The organism is Pyxidicoccus xibeiensis, assembly GCF_024198175.1.
GTDB lineage: Bacteria > Myxococcota > Myxococcia > Myxococcales > Myxococcaceae > Myxococcus > Myxococcus xibeiensis.
Window position 1 is genome coordinate 139,442 of record NZ_JAJVKV010000006.1, and the last position, 18,368, is coordinate 157,809.

General features: G+C 69.9%; 13 protein-coding genes. 10 read left to right on the plus strand and 3 right to left on the minus strand.

Translation table 11 applies throughout. The annotated features are described in order from the left end of the window. The first annotated feature begins 140 nt into the window (after nt 1–140). From LXT23_RS27315 to nadE, 8 genes are all read left to right on the plus strand, one after another. Complete coding sequence (locus tag LXT23_RS27315) at nt 141–2,555, plus strand: ABC transporter permease (RefSeq protein ID WP_253983255.1); 2,415 nt, start codon at nt 141–143, stop codon at nt 2,553–2,555. Nucleotides 2,556–2,721: 166 nt separating this feature from the next. Beyond that, the gene (locus tag LXT23_RS27320) at nt 2,722–3,597 is read left to right on the plus strand and encodes a hypothetical protein (protein ID WP_253983256.1); all 876 of its coding nucleotides are present in this window, start codon (nt 2,722–2,724) and stop codon (nt 3,595–3,597) included. Between the two features lies 1 nt (nt 3,598). After that, nucleotides 3,599–4,144, plus strand: coding sequence for an acyltransferase (locus tag LXT23_RS27325; protein WP_253983257.1), 546 nt, complete (start codon nt 3,599–3,601; stop codon nt 4,142–4,144). Next, nucleotides 4,141–4,731: an acyltransferase gene (locus LXT23_RS27330; RefSeq protein ID WP_253983258.1), complete on the plus strand. Its 591-nt coding sequence runs from the start codon at nt 4,141–4,143 to the stop codon at nt 4,729–4,731. Before LXT23_RS27325 ends, LXT23_RS27330 begins: the two co-directional genes overlap by 4 nt. Before the next feature lie 84 nt (nt 4,732–4,815). Then, nucleotides 4,816–5,070 carry an acyl carrier protein gene (locus tag LXT23_RS27335; RefSeq protein ID WP_253983259.1) on the plus strand — a complete coding sequence of 85 codons (255 nt, stop codon included), beginning with the start codon at nt 4,816–4,818 and terminating at the stop codon, nt 5,068–5,070. 9 nt (nt 5,071–5,079) lie between these two features. After that, nucleotides 5,080–7,056, plus strand: coding sequence for an asparagine synthase (glutamine-hydrolyzing) (gene asnB / locus LXT23_RS27340; RefSeq protein ID WP_253983260.1), 1,977 nt, complete (start codon nt 5,080–5,082; stop codon nt 7,054–7,056). Nucleotides 7,057–7,126: 70 nt separating this feature from the next. Continuing rightward, nucleotides 7,127–8,704, plus strand: a complete 1,578-nt coding sequence (locus LXT23_RS27345) for a class I adenylate-forming enzyme family protein (protein WP_253983261.1) — start codon at nt 7,127–7,129, stop codon at nt 8,702–8,704. Between the two features lie 23 nt (nt 8,705–8,727). Continuing rightward, entirely contained in the window at nt 8,728–9,723 is a 996-nt protein-coding gene (gene nadE, locus LXT23_RS27350; protein WP_253983262.1) for an NAD(+) synthase, read from the plus strand. Nucleotides 9,724–9,725: 2 nt separating this feature from the next. On the opposite strand, the gene LXT23_RS27355 is transcribed toward nadE, so the two are convergent. Then, nucleotides 9,726–10,727, minus strand: a complete 1,002-nt coding sequence (locus LXT23_RS27355) for a hypothetical protein (RefSeq protein ID WP_253983263.1) — start codon at nt 10,725–10,727, stop codon at nt 9,726–9,728. A gap of 152 nt (nt 10,728–10,879) precedes the next feature. Between LXT23_RS27355 and LXT23_RS27360 the strand changes: the two genes are divergently transcribed. Next, nucleotides 10,880–12,448: a LysM peptidoglycan-binding domain-containing protein gene (locus LXT23_RS27360; RefSeq protein WP_253983264.1), complete on the plus strand. Its 1,569-nt coding sequence runs from the start codon at nt 10,880–10,882 to the stop codon at nt 12,446–12,448. Nucleotides 12,449–13,007: 559 nt separating this feature from the next. Here LXT23_RS27360 and LXT23_RS27365 read toward each other — a convergent pair. Both LXT23_RS27365 and LXT23_RS27370 read right to left on the minus strand, forming a co-directional pair. Next, a complete protein-coding gene (locus tag LXT23_RS27365) occupies nt 13,008–13,289 on the minus strand; it encodes a hypothetical protein (protein WP_253983265.1) in 282 nt (93 codons plus the stop codon). A 10-nt stretch (nt 13,290–13,299) separates the two neighbouring features. Continuing rightward, a complete protein-coding gene (locus tag LXT23_RS27370; protein WP_253983266.1) occupies nt 13,300–16,371 on the minus strand; it encodes a S8 family serine peptidase in 3,072 nt (1,023 codons plus the stop codon). A gap of 515 nt (nt 16,372–16,886) precedes the next feature. Here LXT23_RS27370 and LXT23_RS27375 point away from each other — a divergent pair. After that, nucleotides 16,887–18,353, plus strand: coding sequence for a C39 family peptidase (locus LXT23_RS27375; RefSeq protein WP_253983267.1), 1,467 nt, complete (start codon nt 16,887–16,889; stop codon nt 18,351–18,353). Nucleotides 18,354–18,368: the final 15 nt, after the last annotated feature.

The window sequence follows — 18,368 nt, forward strand, 5'->3', positions numbered from 1 at the left end:
GGCGGTGTCCGGTGTCCGTTTCCGGGACGCTTCATCCCGCTTCCGTGAAGCCTCCGGGCGCGCGCGGGCGGAGCGCGCATGCAACCCCCTGGGGTTGCTTCGGCCCCGGGGTTGGCATGTGCTTCGCTTAGGGGCACGCCATGGACTCCCTCCGCCAGGACTTCCGCTACGCGCTGCGCACCCTGATGCGCACCCCCGGCTTCACGCTGGCCGCTGGAATCACGCTCGCGCTGGCCATTGGCGCGAACACCGTCCTCTTCAGCGCCATCCACGCCATGCTGCTGCGGCCCCTGCCCTTCCCCGAGGCCAGCCAGCTGGTGCGCATCTGGTGCAACCAGGAGGGCACGGACACCGCCTCCGTGTCGTCGCCGGAGCTGCTGGGCTGGCGTGAGCACGGCAAGGGCTTCGTCCGGCTGGCGGGGTATGCGCGCACGGACCTCAACCGCACGGGCGGGGACGCCCCGGAGCGCGTGCGCGGAGGCCGCGTCACGCCGGACTTCTTCGCGACGCTGGGCGTGAAGCCGGCCCAGGGCCGCGACTTCGCGGAGGACGACGCGCAGCCGGGCAACGCCGCGTCCACGGTGGTGGTGAGCCACGGCTTCTGGAAGCGGGCGCTGGGCGGCGCGGCGGACGCGGTGGGGCGCACGGTGGTGCTGGACGGGCGGACCCACACCGTGGTGGGGGTGCTGCCGGAGGACTTCTCCTTCCCGGACTTCGCCGACGAGGCGGAGGTGTGGGTGCCGCACTGGCTGGACGCGCAGGACCACGGCCACCACTACCTGTCCGTGCTGGCGCGGCTGGCCCCGGGGCTCTCGCTGGAGGCGGCGCGGGAGGACCTGCTGCGGGTGGCCGCGGCCATCGACCGCTCGGAAGCCGGCCAGAAGCCGCACACCGTGACGCCGCGCCTGTGGCAGGACGAGCTCACCTCCAACACGCGCCCCCTGCTGTGGACGCTGTGGGGCGCGGTGGCCTTCGTGCTGCTCATCGCCTGCGCCAACGTGGCCAACCTCATGCTGGTGCGGGCGCTGGCGCGGCAGCGGGACGGGGCCATCCGCGCGGCGCTGGGGGCCAGCCGCCGCCGGCGCGTGCAGCAGGCGCTGGCGGAGAGCGTGCTGCTGTCCCTCTTCGGCGGCGCGCTGGGCATGCTGCTGGTGCTGTGGGGCCTGGAGCTGGTGCGCACCCTGCTGCCCGCCAACATGCTGCGGCTGACGCCGGTGGAGCTGAGCGCGCCGGCCATGGCCTTCAGCGTGGCGCTGTCGGTGGGCGCGGGGCTGCTCTTCGGCCTGGCGCCCGCGCTGCACACCTCCGGCATGGACGTGCTGCCCCTGCTCAAGCAGTCGGGCAGCGCCACCGGGGCGCGCTCCAGCCACCCGCTGCGCAATGGACTCGTCATGGTGCAGCTGGCCCTGGCGCTGGTGCTGCTGGTGGGCACCGGGCTCATGGTGCGCACGCTGCGCAACGTGCAGGCGGTGGACCTGGGCTTCGACATGGATGGCCTGCTGAGCGCCCGGCTGTCCCTGCCAGGGACGAAGTACACGGACCCGGCGCTCCGGCGGTCCTTCCATGACGCGCTGCTGGGCCGGCTCCAGGCGCTGCCGGGTGTGGAGGCGGTGGGCATGGTCAACGACGCGCCCCTGGGCGGCAGCTACACCAGCGGGGACTTCGTCCTCGAGGGAGACACCGCGCAGCCCGGGGACCTGCGCATCGCCGAGTACCGGGTGGCCAGCCCGGACTACTTCCGCGCCATGCGCATCGCCGTGCGCCAGGGGCGCGCCTTCGGTCCGCAAGACGGGGAGAAGGGCGCGCCTGTCCTCATCGTCAACGAGGCCTTCGTCCGCGCCTACGTCGCCGGTGGCGAGCCCCTGGGCCGCAGGGTGAAGCTGGACTGGAACGGGGACACCGCGTTCCGCGAAATCGTCGGGGTGGTGGCGGACGTGCGCCATGACAGGCTCACCGTGCCGACCCGCCCGGAGGTGTACCTGCCCCTGGCACAGCTCCCCCTCCCCGGCGTGTCGCTGCTGCTGCGCTCCCGCAACACGCAGGAGGCCGCGGTGGCGGCCCTGGTGACGGCGGTGCGCCAGGAGGTGAAGGCGGTGGACGCGGAGCAGCCCGTCTATGACCTGGCGCCCTTCGCGGCGCGGGTGGAGCGGCAACTGCTGCGCCCCCTGGCGACGGTGCGGCTGCTGACGGCCTTCGCGCTGCTGGCGGTGGTGCTGGCGGGCGTGGGCGTCTACGGCGTCATGGCGTACACGGTGGGCCAGCGCACGCGCGAGCTGGGCATCCGCCTGGCACTGGGCGCGCATCCGCGGCAGGTGCTGCGCCTGGTGATGGGCCAGGGCCTGAAGCTGACGGCCATGGGCGTGGGAGTGGGCCTGCTGGCCGCGTTCGGCGTCACGCGGCTGCTGGCCTCGCTGCTGTACGGCGTGGACGCCAGCGAGCCGACCATCTTCATCGGTGTCACCGTGGTGCTCGGCGGTGTGTCGCTCCTGGCGAGCTGGCTGCCCGCGCTCCGCGCCAGCCGCGTGTCGCCCTCCATCTCCCTCCGCTCGGAGTAGCCCGGAGCGGGCCGCACCTCCTCCGCCCTGCCCGCCTGCCTTCCCACCTGGCGAGCAGGGTGGTTTTCGCCCCACCCCAAGGCCTATGCGGGGTTACCGCATTCTTCGCGGAGGGTAGGACTGTTGGGCCTTTGACGCTCGGCGACTGTCGGGTCTAAGTGTCTGCATGCACTTCGACTGGACCTTTGTGGTGCGGCTGAGCGCGCTGGTGCTGCCAGCCATCATGCTCATGGCCCTGCACGGCGCTGCACACGCGGCGCCGCCGACGTCCTCCGCGGCGGGCGTGTCGCTGGAGAAGCTGGCGCAGCAGCGCATCTTCTTCGGACACCAGTCGGTGGGCGGAAACATCCTCGACGGCGTGAAGCAGGTGACGGCCGGCCAGCAGGGCCCCGCGCCGCGCATCGTGGAGGTGAAGGACCCCACGGTGCCGCTGGCGCCGGGCACGATTGCCCACGCCATGGTGGGGGAGAACCTCAAGCCCGAGACGAAGATCGCCGACTTCGAGCGGCTGATGGACGGCGGGCTCGGGAAGGGGGCGGACGTCGCCTTCATGAAGTTCTGCTACATCGACTTCAACGGAGCCACGGACACCCGCGCGGTGTTCGAGAAGTACCGCGCGACGATGGAGGGACTGAAGGCGCGCCACCCGCACACCACCTTCGTGCACCTCACCGTGCCGCTGACCACCGTGCAGCGCGGCGCCAAGGCGTGGGTGAAGGAGCTGCTGGGCCGGCCGGTGTGGGGAATCGCGGAGAACGTGCAGCGGGAGACGTTCAACCAGCTGCTGCGCAAGACGTACGGCGGCAAGGAGCCGCTGTTCGACCTGGCGGCGCTGGAGTCCACCACGCCAGAAGGCACGGCGGAGACGTACGAGCTCAACGGGCAGACGTGGCCGGCCATGGTGCCGGCGTACTCGGATGATGGCGGGCACCTGAACGCCGCCGGGCAGCAGCGCATCGCCAGGGAGTTCCTCGGCTTCCTGTCCACCCTGCCCGCGCCCGCGGTGCAGCCTCCCATTCCCGCTGTCCTGAACACCCCGTGACATGAGCCCGCACACCCTTCCCCTGTCGCGCGGGCTGGGCACGCTGCTCACCCGGATGAAGTTGCGGCGCTGCCAGTCCGTGGGGGCTGCCCCCACGGTGCTCGGCCGCGTGTGGATTCACGGCCCCGGCGAAATCCGCCTGGGAGACCGCGTGGTGCTGGACGGGCGCGTGGCGCCCATCGAGCTGCACGCGATGCAGGGCGGCAGCATCGTCCTGGGAGATGACGTCGCCATCGAGGGCGGCGCCTCCCTGGAGGCCCTCCAGTCCATCACCGTGGGCACGGGCGCGAGGCTGGGCGCCTTCTGCAAGGTGCTGGACAACCAGCACCACCCGCTGCGCGGCAACCGGCACGAACGGCCGCCCTCCGTGCCCCTGGTCATCGAGGAGGGCGTGACGGTGGGCAGCCGCGCCATCCTCCTGCCGGGCTCGCACGTGCAGAAGGGCACCACCGTGGCCCCCGGGACGGTGATTTCCCGCCGGATTCCCCCGGGCGTGACGGTGGGAGGCTCGCCGGCGCGCGTGCTCCGCAAGGAGGTGGCCGGATGAACGCGCGACTTCCCGCCCCGCCCGTGTCGGAGTGGCTGACGCGGTTCCACGAGCTGCGCGACTCCCTGGAGCCCCGCGCCGAGCGCGTGCTGGCCGTGGCGCGGGCGCACTGGCTCTTCCGGGGGTTGCCGTCCCTCGGCCGCAACGTGGCCGCCTATGGCCCCGTCGTCGTCAAGAACGAGGGCGCCCTGGAGCTGGGAGACCGGCTCACCTTCGCGAAGGGGATGATGGCCACCTCGCTCACCTGCCACCCCGGCGCCCGGCTCGTCATCGGCGCCGACACCACCTTCAACTACGGGGTGTCCCTGGAGGCGTGGGAGCGGGTGGAGCTGGGGGCCCGGTGCATGCTCGCTTCGTTCGTGCGCATCGCCGACCGCGACGGGCACCGCACCGCGCCCATCGTCATCGAGGACGACGTCTGGGTGGCCCATGGCGCCATCATCATGCCCGGGGTCCGCGTGGGGGCGCGCTCGGTGGTGTCCGCCGGGAGCATCGTCACGCAGGACGTGCCCCCGGACTCGCTCGCCATGGGCAACCCCGCCCGGAACATGAGCCTGGAGTTGGTGGCCCGCGAGCCGGGCGCCTGACGCCGTAAGCCTTCTCGCCCAGGACGTCTTCACCTGGACTGGGCGTCTTTCCCCTTCACCCGGTACCCCGACAGGATTGATTCCATGAGCACTCGTGAGCGCATCCGCAGCTTCATCGTCGACACCTTCTTCGTAGACGAGTTCGGTGACGACGACTCCTTCCTCCGCAAGGGCCTCATCGACTCCACGGGCATGATGGAGCTGGTGGCGTTCCTGGAGCAGGACTTCGGCCTCAAGCTGGAGGACCGCGAGCTGGTGCCGGAGAACCTGGACTCGCTGTCGCGCGTCGTCGCCTTCGTCGAGCGCAAGCAGCAGGCGCGCCTCCCGCAGGCGGGCTGAGAGACAGCCATGTGTGGCATCGCGGGTTTCACCTTCCCTCGGGGAAGTGGCGCCACGGAGGCACGGCGGGAGGCCGCCGGGCGGCTGCGCCGGATGACCGCCAGCCTCCAGCACCGGGGCCCGGACGCACAGCGGGCCCGGGTGATGGACGGCGTGGGCCTGGGCCACACGCGGCTGTCCATCGTCGACCTGGAGGGCGGCCACCAGCCCATGCGGGATGCGGCAACGGGGCTCACCGTCGTCTTCAACGGGGAGATCTTCAACCACGTGGAGCTGCGGGAGCAGCTCTCCGGCCGCTACACCTTCCGCACGCGCTCGGACACGGAGGTCATCCTCGCCGCGTTCCTCGCGTGGGGCATCGACTGTGTGCGCCGCTTCGAGGGCCAGTGGGCCTTCGCGCTGTGGGACCCGCGGGACGGGGCGCTCTGGCTGTCCAGAGACCGCGTCGGCATCTGCCCGCTGTACTACGCGCACCTGCCCGGCGGGCAGCTGGCGTTCGGCTCGGAGGCGAAGGTCTTCTTCGCGGGCGGGCTGGTGACACCGGCGCTGGACGCGCGGGGCCTCAAGCAGACCTTCCAGCTCTGGGCGCCGGTGGCGCCGCGCACCTCGTTCGAGGGCGTCAGCCTGCTGCCCCCGGCGCACTCGGCCTGCTTCCGGGACGGGAAGCTGGAGGTGTTCCGGTACTGGGACCTGGACTTCGGCGTGACGCCGGAGGCCGCGGACGAACCGAAGCTGCTGGAGGAGCTGGGCGCGGTGCTGGAGCGCGCGGTGCGCCTGCGGCTGCGCGCGGACGTGCCGGTGGCGGCGTACCTGTCGGGCGGGCTGGACTCCAGCCTCCTGTGCGCGCTGGCGCAGGAGCAGCTGGGCGGCACGCTGCGCACGTTCTCCGTGGGCTTCGCGCACGCGCGCTTCGACGAGCGCCAGCACCAGGCCACCGTCGCGGAGGAGCTGCGCACGCAGCACCACGTGGTGGAGCTGGGCGATGGCGACATCGGCTCGCTGGTGCCCGGCGTCATCTTCCACGCCGAGCAGGCGATGATGCGCTCGGCGCCCGCGCCCTTCCTGCGCCTGAGCCGGTGGGTGCGGGACAACGGCATCCGGGTGGTCCTCACCGGGGAGGGCTCGGACGAGATGTTCCTCGGCTACGACCTCTTCAAGGAGACCAAGGTCCGGCAGTTCTGGGCCCGCCACCCGGAGTCGAAGTCCCGGCCGCTGCTGTTGCGGAAGCTGTACCCCACCCTGTCGGTGAGCCAGCAGAACGTGGAGCTCCTGCGCGAGTTCTTCGGCCTGGGGCTGGACGCGCCCGGGGGCCTGGCCTTCTCGCACCTGGTGCGCTGGTCCAACAGCGGCCGCATCTTGCGCTTCCTCGCGCCGGAGTTCGCCGCGCGCGTGGCGGACGAGGACCCGGTGGCGTCGGTGCTCCAGTCGGTGCCGGAGCACGTGGCCCGCTGGCGGCCGCTGGCGCGCGCGCAGTACCTGGAGGCGAAGACGCTGCTGTCCGGCTATCTGCTGTCCGCACAGGGCGACCGCATGCTCCTGGGCAACGCGGTGGAGGGGCGCTTCCCCTTCCTGGACACGGCGGTGATGGAGTTCGCCGCGCGCGTGCCGGAGCGGCTGCGCCTGAAGGGCCTGGACGAGAAGCACCTGCTCAAGCGCTTCGCCCGGGGCAAGGTGCCCGCCTCCATCCTGGAGCGCAGCAAGTTCCCCTACCGCGCGCCCATCGCCGGAGCGCTGGTGGGGCCCGACGCACCGGCCTGGGCCCGGGAGCTGCTCGCGCCCGAGGCCGTGGCCAGGGTGGGCGTCTTCGACGCGCGCAAGGCGGAGCGGCTGGTGGCCAAGCTGCGCGCGCCCAATGCCGCGGAGAGCGAGGCGGACACCATGGCCCTCTTCGCCATCGCCTCCACGCAGCTGCTGGCCCACCACTTCCTCCAGCCCAAGCCCCCGCCCTCGGAGCACGTGGACGCGGTGGTGATGGAGACCGCATGAGCGGCCAGGACTCATTCCAGCCCCGCTTTCCTCCCTCCCCGTCCGTGGACGCGCGGGCGTTGGAGACCGCATGAGCGCGCCCGACTCATCACCCGCCTGGGTGCTCGGCCACGCCGGGCGCACGCCCGACGCGCCCGCTGTGGACTCCCCATGGGTGCGACTGACTTACGCGCAGCTCGCGGCGCGGATGCGCGCCCTCGCCGGCCACCTGCACGACGCAGGCGTGTCACCGGGAGACAAGGTCGTCATCGCCCTGCCCCTCGGTCCGGCAGCCGTCGTGGCGGGCCTGGCGGTGCAGGCACTGGGTGCGTGCGCGGTGGAGCTGGACCGCGAGTCCGGCGCGGCGTCGCTGGACGCCATCCTCGCGCAGACGCGCGCGCGCCATGCCTTCCTCTTCGGACAGGACGCGCGCCGGTGGGCGGGCAAGCCCGGCCTGGGCCACCTGTACGTCGTCCACTCCGCACGGCCGCCGGAGCGCATGCTCCAGGTGCTGTCACCTTCCGTCTGCACCTGGCTCCAGGAAGACGGCGCGCTGGACCCGGAGGTGAAGGCCCCGCCGCTGGAGGCCCTGCCGCCCACTGCGCCGGATGCGCCCGCCTCCATCGTCTACACGTCCGGCAGCACGGGGACGCCCCGGGGCGTCATCCAGACGTTCGGCAACATCGCGGCCAACACGCGCTCCATCGTCGAGTACCTGGCCCTGACGCCCGCCGACCGGGCGCACCTCATCCTCCCGCTGCACTACTGCTACGGGAAGAGCGTGCTCCAGACGCACCTGCTCGTCGGGGCCTCCGTGTTCCTGGAGCCGCGCTTCATGTACCCGCGCGTGGTGCTGGAGGCCATGGCCGCCGAGGGCAGCACGGGCTTCGCCGGCGTACCCATCACCTTCGAGCTGCTGAAGCGGCAGGCCAGCACGGAGCCGTTGCCCGCCCTGAAGCTGCGCTACGTCACCCAGGCAGGTGGCGGCATGGCGCCGGACACCCTCCGCTGGACGCGCGAGGCCTTCCGCCCCGCGGAGCTGTACGTCATGTACGGCCAGACGGAGGCCACCGCGCGGCTGAGCTACCTGCCGCCCCGCTACGCCGAGCAGAAGGCGGGCTCCATCGGCGTCGCGATTCCGGGCGTGGAGCTGCGCGTGGTGGCCGAGGACGGCGCGCCGCTGCCCGTGGGCGAGACGGGACACCTGGTGGCGCGCGGGGCCAACGTCACGCCGGGCTACCTGGACGCGCCGGAGGAGACGGCCACCGTGCTGCGCGACGGCTGGCTGTGGACGGGCGACCTGGCCTGGCGCGACGCGGACGGCTTCTTCTTCCTGGTGGGCCGCGCGAAGGAAATCCTCAAGGTGAATGGCCACCGGGTGAGCCCGGTGGAGCTGGAGCACCAGCTGGCGCGCCACCCCGCCGTGCAGGAGGTGGCCGTCGTCGGCGTACCGGACGCGCTGGGCGGCGAGGCGGCCTGCGCCGTGGTGGTGCTGCGCGCGGGCGCCGAGGTGAGGGAGGACGAGCTGCGGCGCTTCTGCCGCGAGTCGCTGCCCGCGCACAAGGTGCCCAAGCACGTGGTGTTCTCGGAGGCGCTGCCGCGCGGCCCCGCCGGCAAGGTGCTCAAGGCGGAGCTGCGTACCCGGTATTCGTCAGTCGGTTCTTCGTGAAGGGCTTGAGAGGGGTGGACACGATGAAGTTCTCGAAGCAGGTGCTGGAGCTGGACTGGGAGACCAAGGCCGTCGAGCTGTCCGAGGGGCTGCGCGAGGCGGTGCTGAAGAAGCTGCGCAAGCGCGGGCTGGTGGTGGCCATCTCCGGTGGCATCGACTCGGCGTGCGTGGCGGCGCTGGCGGTGCGGGCGCTGGGGCCGGACCGCGTCTTCGGCATCCTCCTGCCGGAGCGTGACTCCAGCGGGTGGAGCTCGCAGCTGGGCCGCAAGCTCTGCGAGAAGCTGGGCATCAAGTACCAGCTCCACGACATCGCCCCCATCCTGGAGGCGGCCGGCTGCTACGAGCAGCGGGACGCGGCGGTGCGCTCGGTGTTCCCGGAGTTCACTGCGGACATGAAGTGGAAGATTGTCATGCACGGCGACCGGCTGAACACGGACGCGGTGAACTTCTTCTACGTCGTGGTGCAGGTGAACGGCGAGGAGCGCCGCTTCCGCCTCTCGCCGCAGGCGTACACGCAGATTGTCGCCGCCACCAACTTCAAGCAGCGCACGCGGAAGATGATGGACTACTTCCACGCGGACCGGCTGAACTTCGCGGTGGCCGGCACCCCCAACCGGCTCGAGTACGACCAGGGCTTCTTCGTGAAGCTCGGCGACGGCGCGGCGGACGTGAAGCCCATCGCCGGCCTCTACAAGACGCAGGTGTACAAGCTGGCGAAGCACCTGGGCGTCATCGACGAAATCACCAGCGGCGAGCCCACCACGGACACCTTCAGCCTTCCGCAGTCGCAGGAGGACTTCTACTTCTCCGTGCACTACTCGCAGCTCGACCTGCTGATGTGGGCCAAGAACCACGACGTGTCCACCGAAGAGGCCGCCCAGGTCATGGGCCTGACGCCCACCCAGGTGCGGCGCGTCTACGACGACATCGACCAGAAGCGCCGCTCCACCGCCTACCTCCACTCCGCCCCCGTGCTGCTGGAGAAGGTGCCGGAGCTGGACGGGTTCAAGCTCGCCTAGGGCTACTCGAACTCGTCACACTTCTCGGCGCGCACGGGGATGCCGCTCTTCTTCTCCTCGCGCACGAAGAGCGTGCCGCCGCGGAAGAAGCCCGTGCCGCCCTTGAGCTGGACGATGTTCCGCTTCGCGTCGGCCACCGTCCACTCCAGCGTCTCGCGCGAGCCGCTGGGGCCCGTCACCTCCAGCGTGTACGCGCCCGCCCTGCCGGGCTTGCTGCCCGTCACCTTGAGCTGCTCGCCCTCCTGGCCGTACTCGACGTCCAGGACTCCGCTGACCTGGAGGGAGAAGGAGGGGTTCTCGGCGGAGCAGGGCTGGTCGATGACGTACCCCTTGCCCTTGCGCTGCACCTGCACCCAGCGCCCCACGAGCGACTTCACCTCCACCGGAGCCGGAGCCGAGGCCCCCGCGCCGCTCCCCTGCGCCTTGCAGTCGAGCTGATCTCTCCGCAGCAGCCCCACCGTGGCGCTTTTCGCCCCCGCGAAGCGCGCGGGCACCAGGTCCGGCTCGAGCGGCGGCACGTAGACCTGCACCGCGTCACCGGCCACCACGAAGGCCTTGCGCTGCGTGTTCTTCGCGTCCGAGTCGTGGAAGTACGCGCGCGGCGCCGTCACCTTGCAGCCGCGCAGCGGCGTCACTCCCTTGCGGGGAAGGACCTCCCGCCCGGGCCAGCCCGCACCGCAGCACTGGGGACTTCCGTCCTCGAGCACCAGCTGCTCGGGCTCCAGCCGCAGGGTCCACGTGTCTTCGGAGTCGGTGCTCTTCAGGGCCCAGCGCGTGGCGGACTCCTTGCGCTGCAGCACCAGGGGACACTCACAGGTGCCCACGCTCTGCCCCTGCGGGAAGCCGGCGCCGTAGTGCAGCAGCGTCTCCTTGTCGCCCTGCAGCACCGCCAGCTCCGCGCCTTCCTTGCGGTACAGGCCCGTCACCTCCGCCACCGGCTGGGCCACGGCCAGCGCCGCCCATGCCACCACCGTCAGGCCCAGCCACACCTGCCTGCTCTCCATCGCTCGCTCCCTGACTCAGTGAATCCGAGGGGTTACGTAGCCCATCCTGGGGGCTCCTGGAAGTCTCCCGCTCCAGCAACAATGGGCGGAACTCGGCGATAATCATGGGAAATCCTCGACTGCGGGTCGAGTGGCCGTGGAGCAGTCAGCCCATGGCACGGGAGCGGATGATGACGAGCGTCAGCAGCTACAAGGTGCGGTCGGGTGACACCCTGTCGGCCATCGCGCGGGCCAAGAACACCACCGTCGATGCGCTGGTGAAGGCGAACAACATCAAGGACCCGGACCGCATCCTCAAGGGCCAGGTCCTCCGCATGCCGGACGACTTCCAAGCGAAGCCGGCCGGCACCTCCACCGGGAAGAAGCAGCCGCAGGTGGACAGCTTCCAGCCCACCGGCACCACCACGAAGCCCGCCGAGACGACGAAGGGCGGCGCCGTCCCCTCGGACCTGGGCAGCCTGAGCCGCAAGTACGAGGCGACCGGCCCCGGCACCGTGTCCAAGGGCACGGGCGACGCGGGTGGCGTGTCCTACGGCTCGTACCAGTTCGCCAGCAAGACGGGCTCCGCGAAGGAGTTCGTGGACGGCCTCAAGGGCACCTACCCCGAGTACCACAAGGCCCTGTCCGGCAAGACGCCCGGCAGCGAGGAGTTCTCCGCGGCCTGGAAGGCGCTGGCGAAGAAGGACCCGGAGGGCTTCTTCAAGGCCCAGCACGACGCCATCCAGCGCACGCACTACGACCCGGCGGTCGCCAACATCAAGAAGGCCACCGGCCTGGACGTCACCACGCGCTCGAAGACGCTGCAGGACGTGGCCTGGTCCACCTCCGTCCAGCACCGCAACAACTCCGACGACATCTTCAAGGCCGCGCTCAAGGGCAAGGACCCGGCGAAGATGAGCGACGAGGACATCATCAAGGCCGTCTACGCCGAGCGCGGCCGCCGCAACGCGAGCGGCGGGCTGGTGCACTTCAGCCGCAACTCGGCCAAGGTGCAGGAGAGCGTCGCCAACCGCTTCGTGAACGAGTCGAAGGACGCCCTGGCCCAGCTCAAGAAGGAGCAGGCGGGTGGCACGACGCCCGCCGCGAAGCCGGAGACGAAGCCCGCGAAGAAGCCGGACACGTCCTCGTCCACCCCCCAGCCCGCCGACAAGCCGGTGACGGACACCGGCGCCACCACGAAGCCGGGCGCGACGGAGCCGAAGAAGGTCAAGGTCCCGTACTACAGCCAGTTCGAGGGCGGCCACGGCTACACCCCGAGCGACACCGCGTGCTTCAAGGCGGCGGTGGCCATGGCCAAGGCGGCCGGCGCCACCGTGACGGGCCCCGGCGAGCGCATCCAGGTGGCCAAGAGCGAGAACTCCAAGGGCCAGGTGACGGTGGACCCGAAGAAGGCCGCCGAGGGCCGCAAGTACATCGACTCGCAGCTGGACGCGGGCAAGCCCGTCGTCGTCGGCGTCAGCCACAAGGACTCCAACTACAACGCGGACCAGCTCACGGACCACTTCGTGGTCATCACCGGCCGCGGCGTCGACGAGAAGGGCCGCACCTACTACACCTTCCACGACCCGGGCACGAAGCAGCAGGCCAAGGGCGCGGACACCAACCCGAACAACCGCTTCTACGTGGATGACAGCGGGAAGATGTACCGCCCGGGCAAGCAGGCCACCGGCTACATCACCGACCGTCAGCTCGAGGTCGCGATGGTCCGCCGCAACGCTTAGCCCCCCCTTCGAAGCGCCGTGACAGCGAAGCCGCGCGCCGACCCGCCTGACGGGCTCTGCGCGCGGCTTCCTGCATTTCGGGGCTCGTCGCCCACCCCTTGTCAACGACGGGGCGTCCCGCCGAGCACTCCCAGTCGAATCCGCGTGCGCTGTCGTCCGCTTTCCCGCGTGCGCCCAGACCTATTTCAGCCTCCTCGGCTTGGGGCACTGACGCTCCACGTCCGCGTCTGGAGGTCGTCATGAAGTGCCTGTCTCGAGCGCCATGGCCCGGTACCCTGGCCTTGTCCCTGTCCCTCGTCGCGTGCGGTGGGCTTCAACTCGCTCGAGGATGGACCGCGGCCGGACACCGCGAGCGTGCGCGAGGCCCGGCGGCATGCCACGGACCCTGCGCCCCTGGTGGCTCCAGGCGCGAACTCCGACTGCAGCGCGCTGAAGACTGGCCGCCAGACCCGCGCATCGACCGCTGGGTCGCCGACCGCGATGCGGAACAGGGGTCCTGTTGCGACGTGAGGCGCGAGTGGGCCTGGGGCGGTGAGAGGGCAGGAGGGTCCTCCCTGGCCTAGCCGGCCGGGGCATCCGGCCCGAGGCCCTGGGCGAGCTCGATGAATGTGACCTCGGGCAGGGCGGCGACGCGCGCGAGGTCGGCGAGCCCGATCGCGGCGGGGGCGACGTCACCCGCGACCGAGCCGATCATCACACCTTGCCGCCGCAGCCACTCGACCGGGCCCGCGAAGCGCAACATGACGGTGACGCGCCGCTGGCCACGCTCCGCCTCCGGGACACGCACCCACAGCGCCAGGAGCCGGTGGTCGACCTTGCGCTGCCAGGCGTCGTCACTCAATGCCGTGACCTCACGCCCTGCGGGGCCGCAGTTCCAGACTCACGCCGCCCACGAGCTGCCCGCCCGAGTGCTGGGCGATGTGCACGAATCGGCGCTCCTTGTCGATTTTCGGCTTGCTCACATGGAGCTTCGCCACCATGCGAGCGCCGTCGGCGATCCGGACATAGGGCACGTGCAGGCGACCCGCCTTGCCCATCGTCACCGTGGCGATGCCGTCCCTGAGCACGAGCAACTCCGCACCGACGATATCCGTGATGGCTCGAACCTTTTCGCCCTCCAGGGTCGCATTCACGCGAGCGAGCGGATCAACGGCGCCACAGCAGCCGAAGCCCGGCCGCGGCCCGTTGTTGCGCTCGATCAGCGCTCTGTCGCGCCATGGCAGTGCCTGGACAGGCAGCAGCAGGCTCACTCGTCCGGCCGCGAGCTTGGGATGGACGATCAGGCTGTCCTGCTCCGCCGAGCCGACCACGTAGAAGCTCATGTCCGCGTCGCTCGGATCGTCGGGCTGGACGTGCACGTTGTGGAGGCCGACGTTGTTGCGCGCGCTGATCGCGCTCCATCCTCCGGTGCCAATCTGCGAGAGGTCGCTCTCGTTCTCCAACCGGACCAGCAGGCAGAAGTGGTCGTCGCCGCGGATGTTCGAGCCCGGCGCGGGGGGCGCCCAGCCGAACTGCACCTGAGTGCTCGCTCCCGCCGCGAGCTGTGGGATGACGATCATGTTGGATTGGTTCACGAACCCGGGGGCATCGTTGTAGATGCCGGTGGTGTTCCACGCGGCTGGATAGGGAATGTTCGTGGCAGGGTCCGCCCAATAGAAATAGACCTCGGTGTTGCGCGCTACATTGGCGCCACGGTTGCGCACGGTGATGCGGATGATGTTGTTGAACCGCTTCACCGGGTCGAAAGTGGGATTGGGAACCGGGTTGCCAGCGGTATCCAGCACCTCGATGTCGGGAGAGAGCCAGGCGACCGGGCCGACGAACGGCTCGGTACCGGTGTCGGCCGCATCGTCGCGCAGCCACACATCGACGCTCGGCGCAGGCGCGGCGCAGCCGGTGCCGACCTGCATGAAACCGAAGCCGAATGCATTGCCGGGAATCGCAAGCCCCGCGGTTCCGGCCGTGTCCTCGAGAATCTGCTTCAGGTTCGCCCAGGTGCTTGTCCCTCCCCGGCACTGGAACAGACAGGCACAGGCACCCGCCACGAGCGGTGCGGCCATGCTGGTCCCACTCATGGGGGTATAGAGCGCACCCGGCACCCCCGCGTTCATGTTGCGCGAGCGTGGTGCGGTGACGCTGCCGCCGACCGTCGCGATCTCCGGCTTGATGCGACCGTCGCGCGACGGACCGCGCCCACTGCTGGCCGAGATATTGGGGGTCGGCGCCGTCTTGTTGTGGTTGCCGACGGTGATTGGCCGGCGCGCGGTGGCGGGAACGCCGAGGGTGAGCGTGCCCTCCTGCAGGAACGGCGCCTGAAATGACGAGAGCCCGCGATTGTTGCGGTCGACCCAGGCCTGGAACGCACCGTTGATCACCGTCGTTCCGGTAAGTGCAATCGTCGTGTTGCCGAGCGGGATGTTCTGCCCGCCCGGCACGACGAAGATGATGCTGATGAGATTGTCGCCGTTGCGGGGATCGTTGAGGACCGAGGTGACCTGGACAGAAACCCCGCCCGGCAGGGCGGCATTCGCCATGCCTCCGGGAGCCACCGGCCCGATGACCGTCGGCACCGCCGTCGGAACAGTCACCGTGACGTTGAAGCGGTCGTGCCCGTCGTACCAGATCTCGACGTCGTCGCTCAGCGGCACCTCGTTGATGCCATCTCCGTTGAGGTCCGCAGCGAAGTAGTTGAGCACGAGATTCGACGTCCCGCCCATCGCCACGTTACCCGCGGCATGTGAACCGGTGTTGTTCGAGTTTCCCGCCGAGAGGGTGATCGCGCGGCCCGGCGTGAGCAGCAGGTTGTCGAGAAACTGCTCGCCGAGCACCATCCCGTCATGCGACCCCTGGTTGTCGCTCGCGCTCATGTTGATGACGCACGGCTGCCCGAGCTGGGCCGCACGGGCAAAAATGTAGGCGAAGGCGTCGGCCATCCCGACGCTGTCACCGAACAGCGCCGTCCCCGCCGTGCCCTGCTGGCGTACGAAGACGAGGTCCGCAGCCGGTGCGGCACCGGTAAACGTGCCACCTTGACCGAGGCCGTTGCCCGCCGCGATGCCAGCGACATGAGTCCCGTGCTCACTCGCGGTGCCGCCGTGCCGCACGATCTGGTACGCGGGCGGGGGGTTGACCAGTTCGTTGTCGATCGTGGCTCGATTGTATTCGACGCCATAGGTGACGCCGCCCGCGGGCACGAACCCCGGCAAGGCCGGGTGGATTGGCGGGCCGGCTTCGCCCGCGGTCGGCACGAGCGTCTGGTCCCAGAGGAACAGCACGCGCGTCGCATTGGCGGCGGTGCGGAAGTCCGGGTGGTAGATGTCGAGCCTGGTGTCGACGATTCCGACAATGACGCCGGTACCGTCGATCGCGGGCATCGCGTTGTGCAGCGTGTCGAGCTGCGTGTAGGGCACGGCCGCGTTGAGCGTGCGAAACAACGGTCGCGCCAACTCGATGTAACGGATGGCCGCCGACTTCTCCAGCTTCGGGATCGCCGACAACGGGATGAAGGCAGAGAAGATGTCACCAACCTGGCTGCGCACACGCACGCCGAGACGCTTGAGATCGTCTGCACTCGCGTCTGAGAGGACGAATGCGGCGACGAACGACTCCCTCATCGGGAAGGGCCACGGCTTCTTGCGCCCGGCCAGCGGAAGGAACAGGCCGGTGGTGAGTGGCGAGAACAGCTGGAGATCGAGCTTGCGCAGCCGGTCGACGGCGCCTTCACGCGCCTCATCCTTCGCACCATCGAGCGCCGCGAGCGCCTCGTCGAGCTCCCTGGCCAATCTGCCGAGCCGCTCATCCTCGTGCTCCTTGAGCACGCGGCGCTGCTTTTCGGTGAGCGTGAGCAGGAGCGCCAGTCGAGGATCCAGCTTGGCGCGTGTGGGGCGAGTCTTCTCGAAGCGTCGCGTCTTGCGAGAAGACACCTTCTGCCGCCTGGCCATCATCCACCTCCGTTGCCTTGTGGAGCAGAGTCTCGGTGAGGCCAGGCTCCCAAGGAGTGACCGCTTGAGGTGTCATTCCTTCAATCTCTAATCAAGAATGCGAGGGCGCGGCAGACCCTGGGGTGTCTTGAGGCCCACGCCCGGTCTGGCCCACAGTGTGGATGCCAGCAACTCCCGCCAGTTGTTGTTGCTGGACTGACGCTTCCCCATACCCGCTCCACTGTCTGCGCCCACCCGGTCAGGGACTTTCGGAGCCCAGGCATCCCACCGAGGTCCATTCCACTCACTCTGGATGAGTCGCTCCCCCGCTGAGCACCCCGGCCCGCCAGCATGCAGTATTGCTGTCACGGCACAGCCCCGCGGTACTGCCCCGCTCCGCGGGTCCGGGGAGCCGCTCGGGAGGTCCCGCAATCGCCAGGAGGTCAGCAACTCTTCTTCGCGAGGTTCGAGAATACCCCTGTAAGCCGTACGCTCACCTTTCGAAGCTGGAGCCCTCCATGTCTCCTCGTATCGAATCCCGTCAGCCGTCCTATACGTCCTCGACGACGCAGGCCTCGGGGCTGCCCCAGGGGCGGGACGCACAGCTCAACCTCCAGCAGCTGTGGCCGCACATCGAGAAGTACGCGCAGAAGTACGGCGCGGACCCGAAGGTGCTGGCGGGCATCATCGCGCAGGAGTCCTCCTTCAAGAACCACGGCGTGCACCGCGACGGCACGGGCCACGGCCTCATCGGCCTGGACGACAACGGCCTGCTGCCCTCGTTCGAGAAGTGGTCCGGCATGCAGGTGGGCCGCGGCGCCAACGCGAAGACGATTCCCCCCGAGAAGCAGGTGGAGTTCCTCGCGAAGACCATCGGCGACCTGACCAAGCAGCACGGCAACAGCAACGCCGCCGCGCGCGAGTGGCACCGCGGCCGGGGCAACATGAACGACGCCCGCGGCTACGACTACCAGAACAAGATCCAGAACCACATCAACACCCTGTTCCCGGGCGGCAAGACGCCGAGCGGCACCAACACCCACGTCCCGGACACCACCGTGCCGGGCGGGGACACGAAGCCGGGCAGCAAGCCGGGGACGCAGCCGGGCAGCAAGCCGGGGACGCAGCCGGGCGGCGACTCGCGCCAGCCGGTGGGTGACTCCGACTACCAGATCAAGAAGGGTGACACCCTGTGGGGCATCGCCTCGCAGCTCAAGGCGAAGGGCATGCAGGGCTCGCACTGGGACATCATCAACCAGATTCAAGCGCTGAACCCGAAGATCACCGACCCCAACCTCATCATCGCCGGTGACTCGCTGAAGCTGCCGGGCGTGGCGGGCTCGGACCAGAGCACCTTCCAGCCCGGCGCCAACAAGCCCGGCCCCGTGGACATCAACCCCCAGAACCCCAAGCCGGGCACCGCGCCGACCGAAGAGGCCGCGCCCGTGAACAACAACGGGAAGGTGGACGCCAGCAAGGTGCCGCAGATCAGCCAGTACAACCCGGCCGGCAAGGACGGCAACTACTGGAACGGGCCGGCCAACTGCGGCCCCACGTCCATGGCGCAGATTGCGCGCGCCGTCGGGTACGGCAAGGGCATGACGGACGCCCAGCTCATCAACCACCTGGGCAAGATTGGCGGCACCAGCGGCAACGGCACCGACGTGAACGGCATCGCGAAGATGGCCAAGGCCATGGGCCAGAATGCCGTCACCAAGGGCCCCGGCGCCAACGTGGACTGGATTGCCGACCAGCTCAAGCAGGGCAAGCTGGTGGTGGCCAACGGCGACTACCACGCCATGCCGCCGCACCAGAACGAGGGCCGCACCTCCGGCCACTACGTGACGGTGGCGGGCATGGACGCCAACGGCAACTTCATCGTCCGGGACCCGGCCGATGCGAACGTGAAGACCATCACCCCGGAGCAGATGAAGCACTTCCTCAACTCCAACCCCAACGGCGGCTATCAGATCTCCATCGGCTGACCGGCGGGACCCACA

Coding starts and splice junctions, on each gene's coding strand:
- LXT23_RS27315 (WP_253983255.1), top strand. CDS start 141: ATGGACTCCCTCCGCCAGGACTTCCGCTACGCGCTGCGCACCCTGATG.
- LXT23_RS27320 (WP_253983256.1), top strand. CDS start 2,722: ATGCACTTCGACTGGACCTTTGTGGTGCGGCTGAGCGCGCTGGTGCTG.
- LXT23_RS27325 (WP_253983257.1), top strand. CDS start 3,599: ATGAGCCCGCACACCCTTCCCCTGTCGCGCGGGCTGGGCACGCTGCTC.
- LXT23_RS27330 (WP_253983258.1), top strand. CDS start 4,141: ATGAACGCGCGACTTCCCGCCCCGCCCGTGTCGGAGTGGCTGACGCGG.
- LXT23_RS27335 (WP_253983259.1), top strand. CDS start 4,816: ATGAGCACTCGTGAGCGCATCCGCAGCTTCATCGTCGACACCTTCTTC.
- asnB (WP_253983260.1), top strand. CDS start 5,080: ATGTGTGGCATCGCGGGTTTCACCTTCCCTCGGGGAAGTGGCGCCACG.
- LXT23_RS27345 (WP_253983261.1), top strand. CDS start 7,127: ATGAGCGCGCCCGACTCATCACCCGCCTGGGTGCTCGGCCACGCCGGG.
- nadE (WP_253983262.1), top strand. CDS start 8,728: ATGAAGTTCTCGAAGCAGGTGCTGGAGCTGGACTGGGAGACCAAGGCC.
- LXT23_RS27355 (WP_253983263.1), bottom strand. CDS start 10,727: ATGGAGAGCAGGCAGGTGTGGCTGGGCCTGACGGTGGTGGCATGGGCG.
- LXT23_RS27360 (WP_253983264.1), top strand. CDS start 10,880: ATGGCACGGGAGCGGATGATGACGAGCGTCAGCAGCTACAAGGTGCGG.
- LXT23_RS27375 (WP_253983267.1), top strand. CDS start 16,887: ATGTCTCCTCGTATCGAATCCCGTCAGCCGTCCTATACGTCCTCGACG.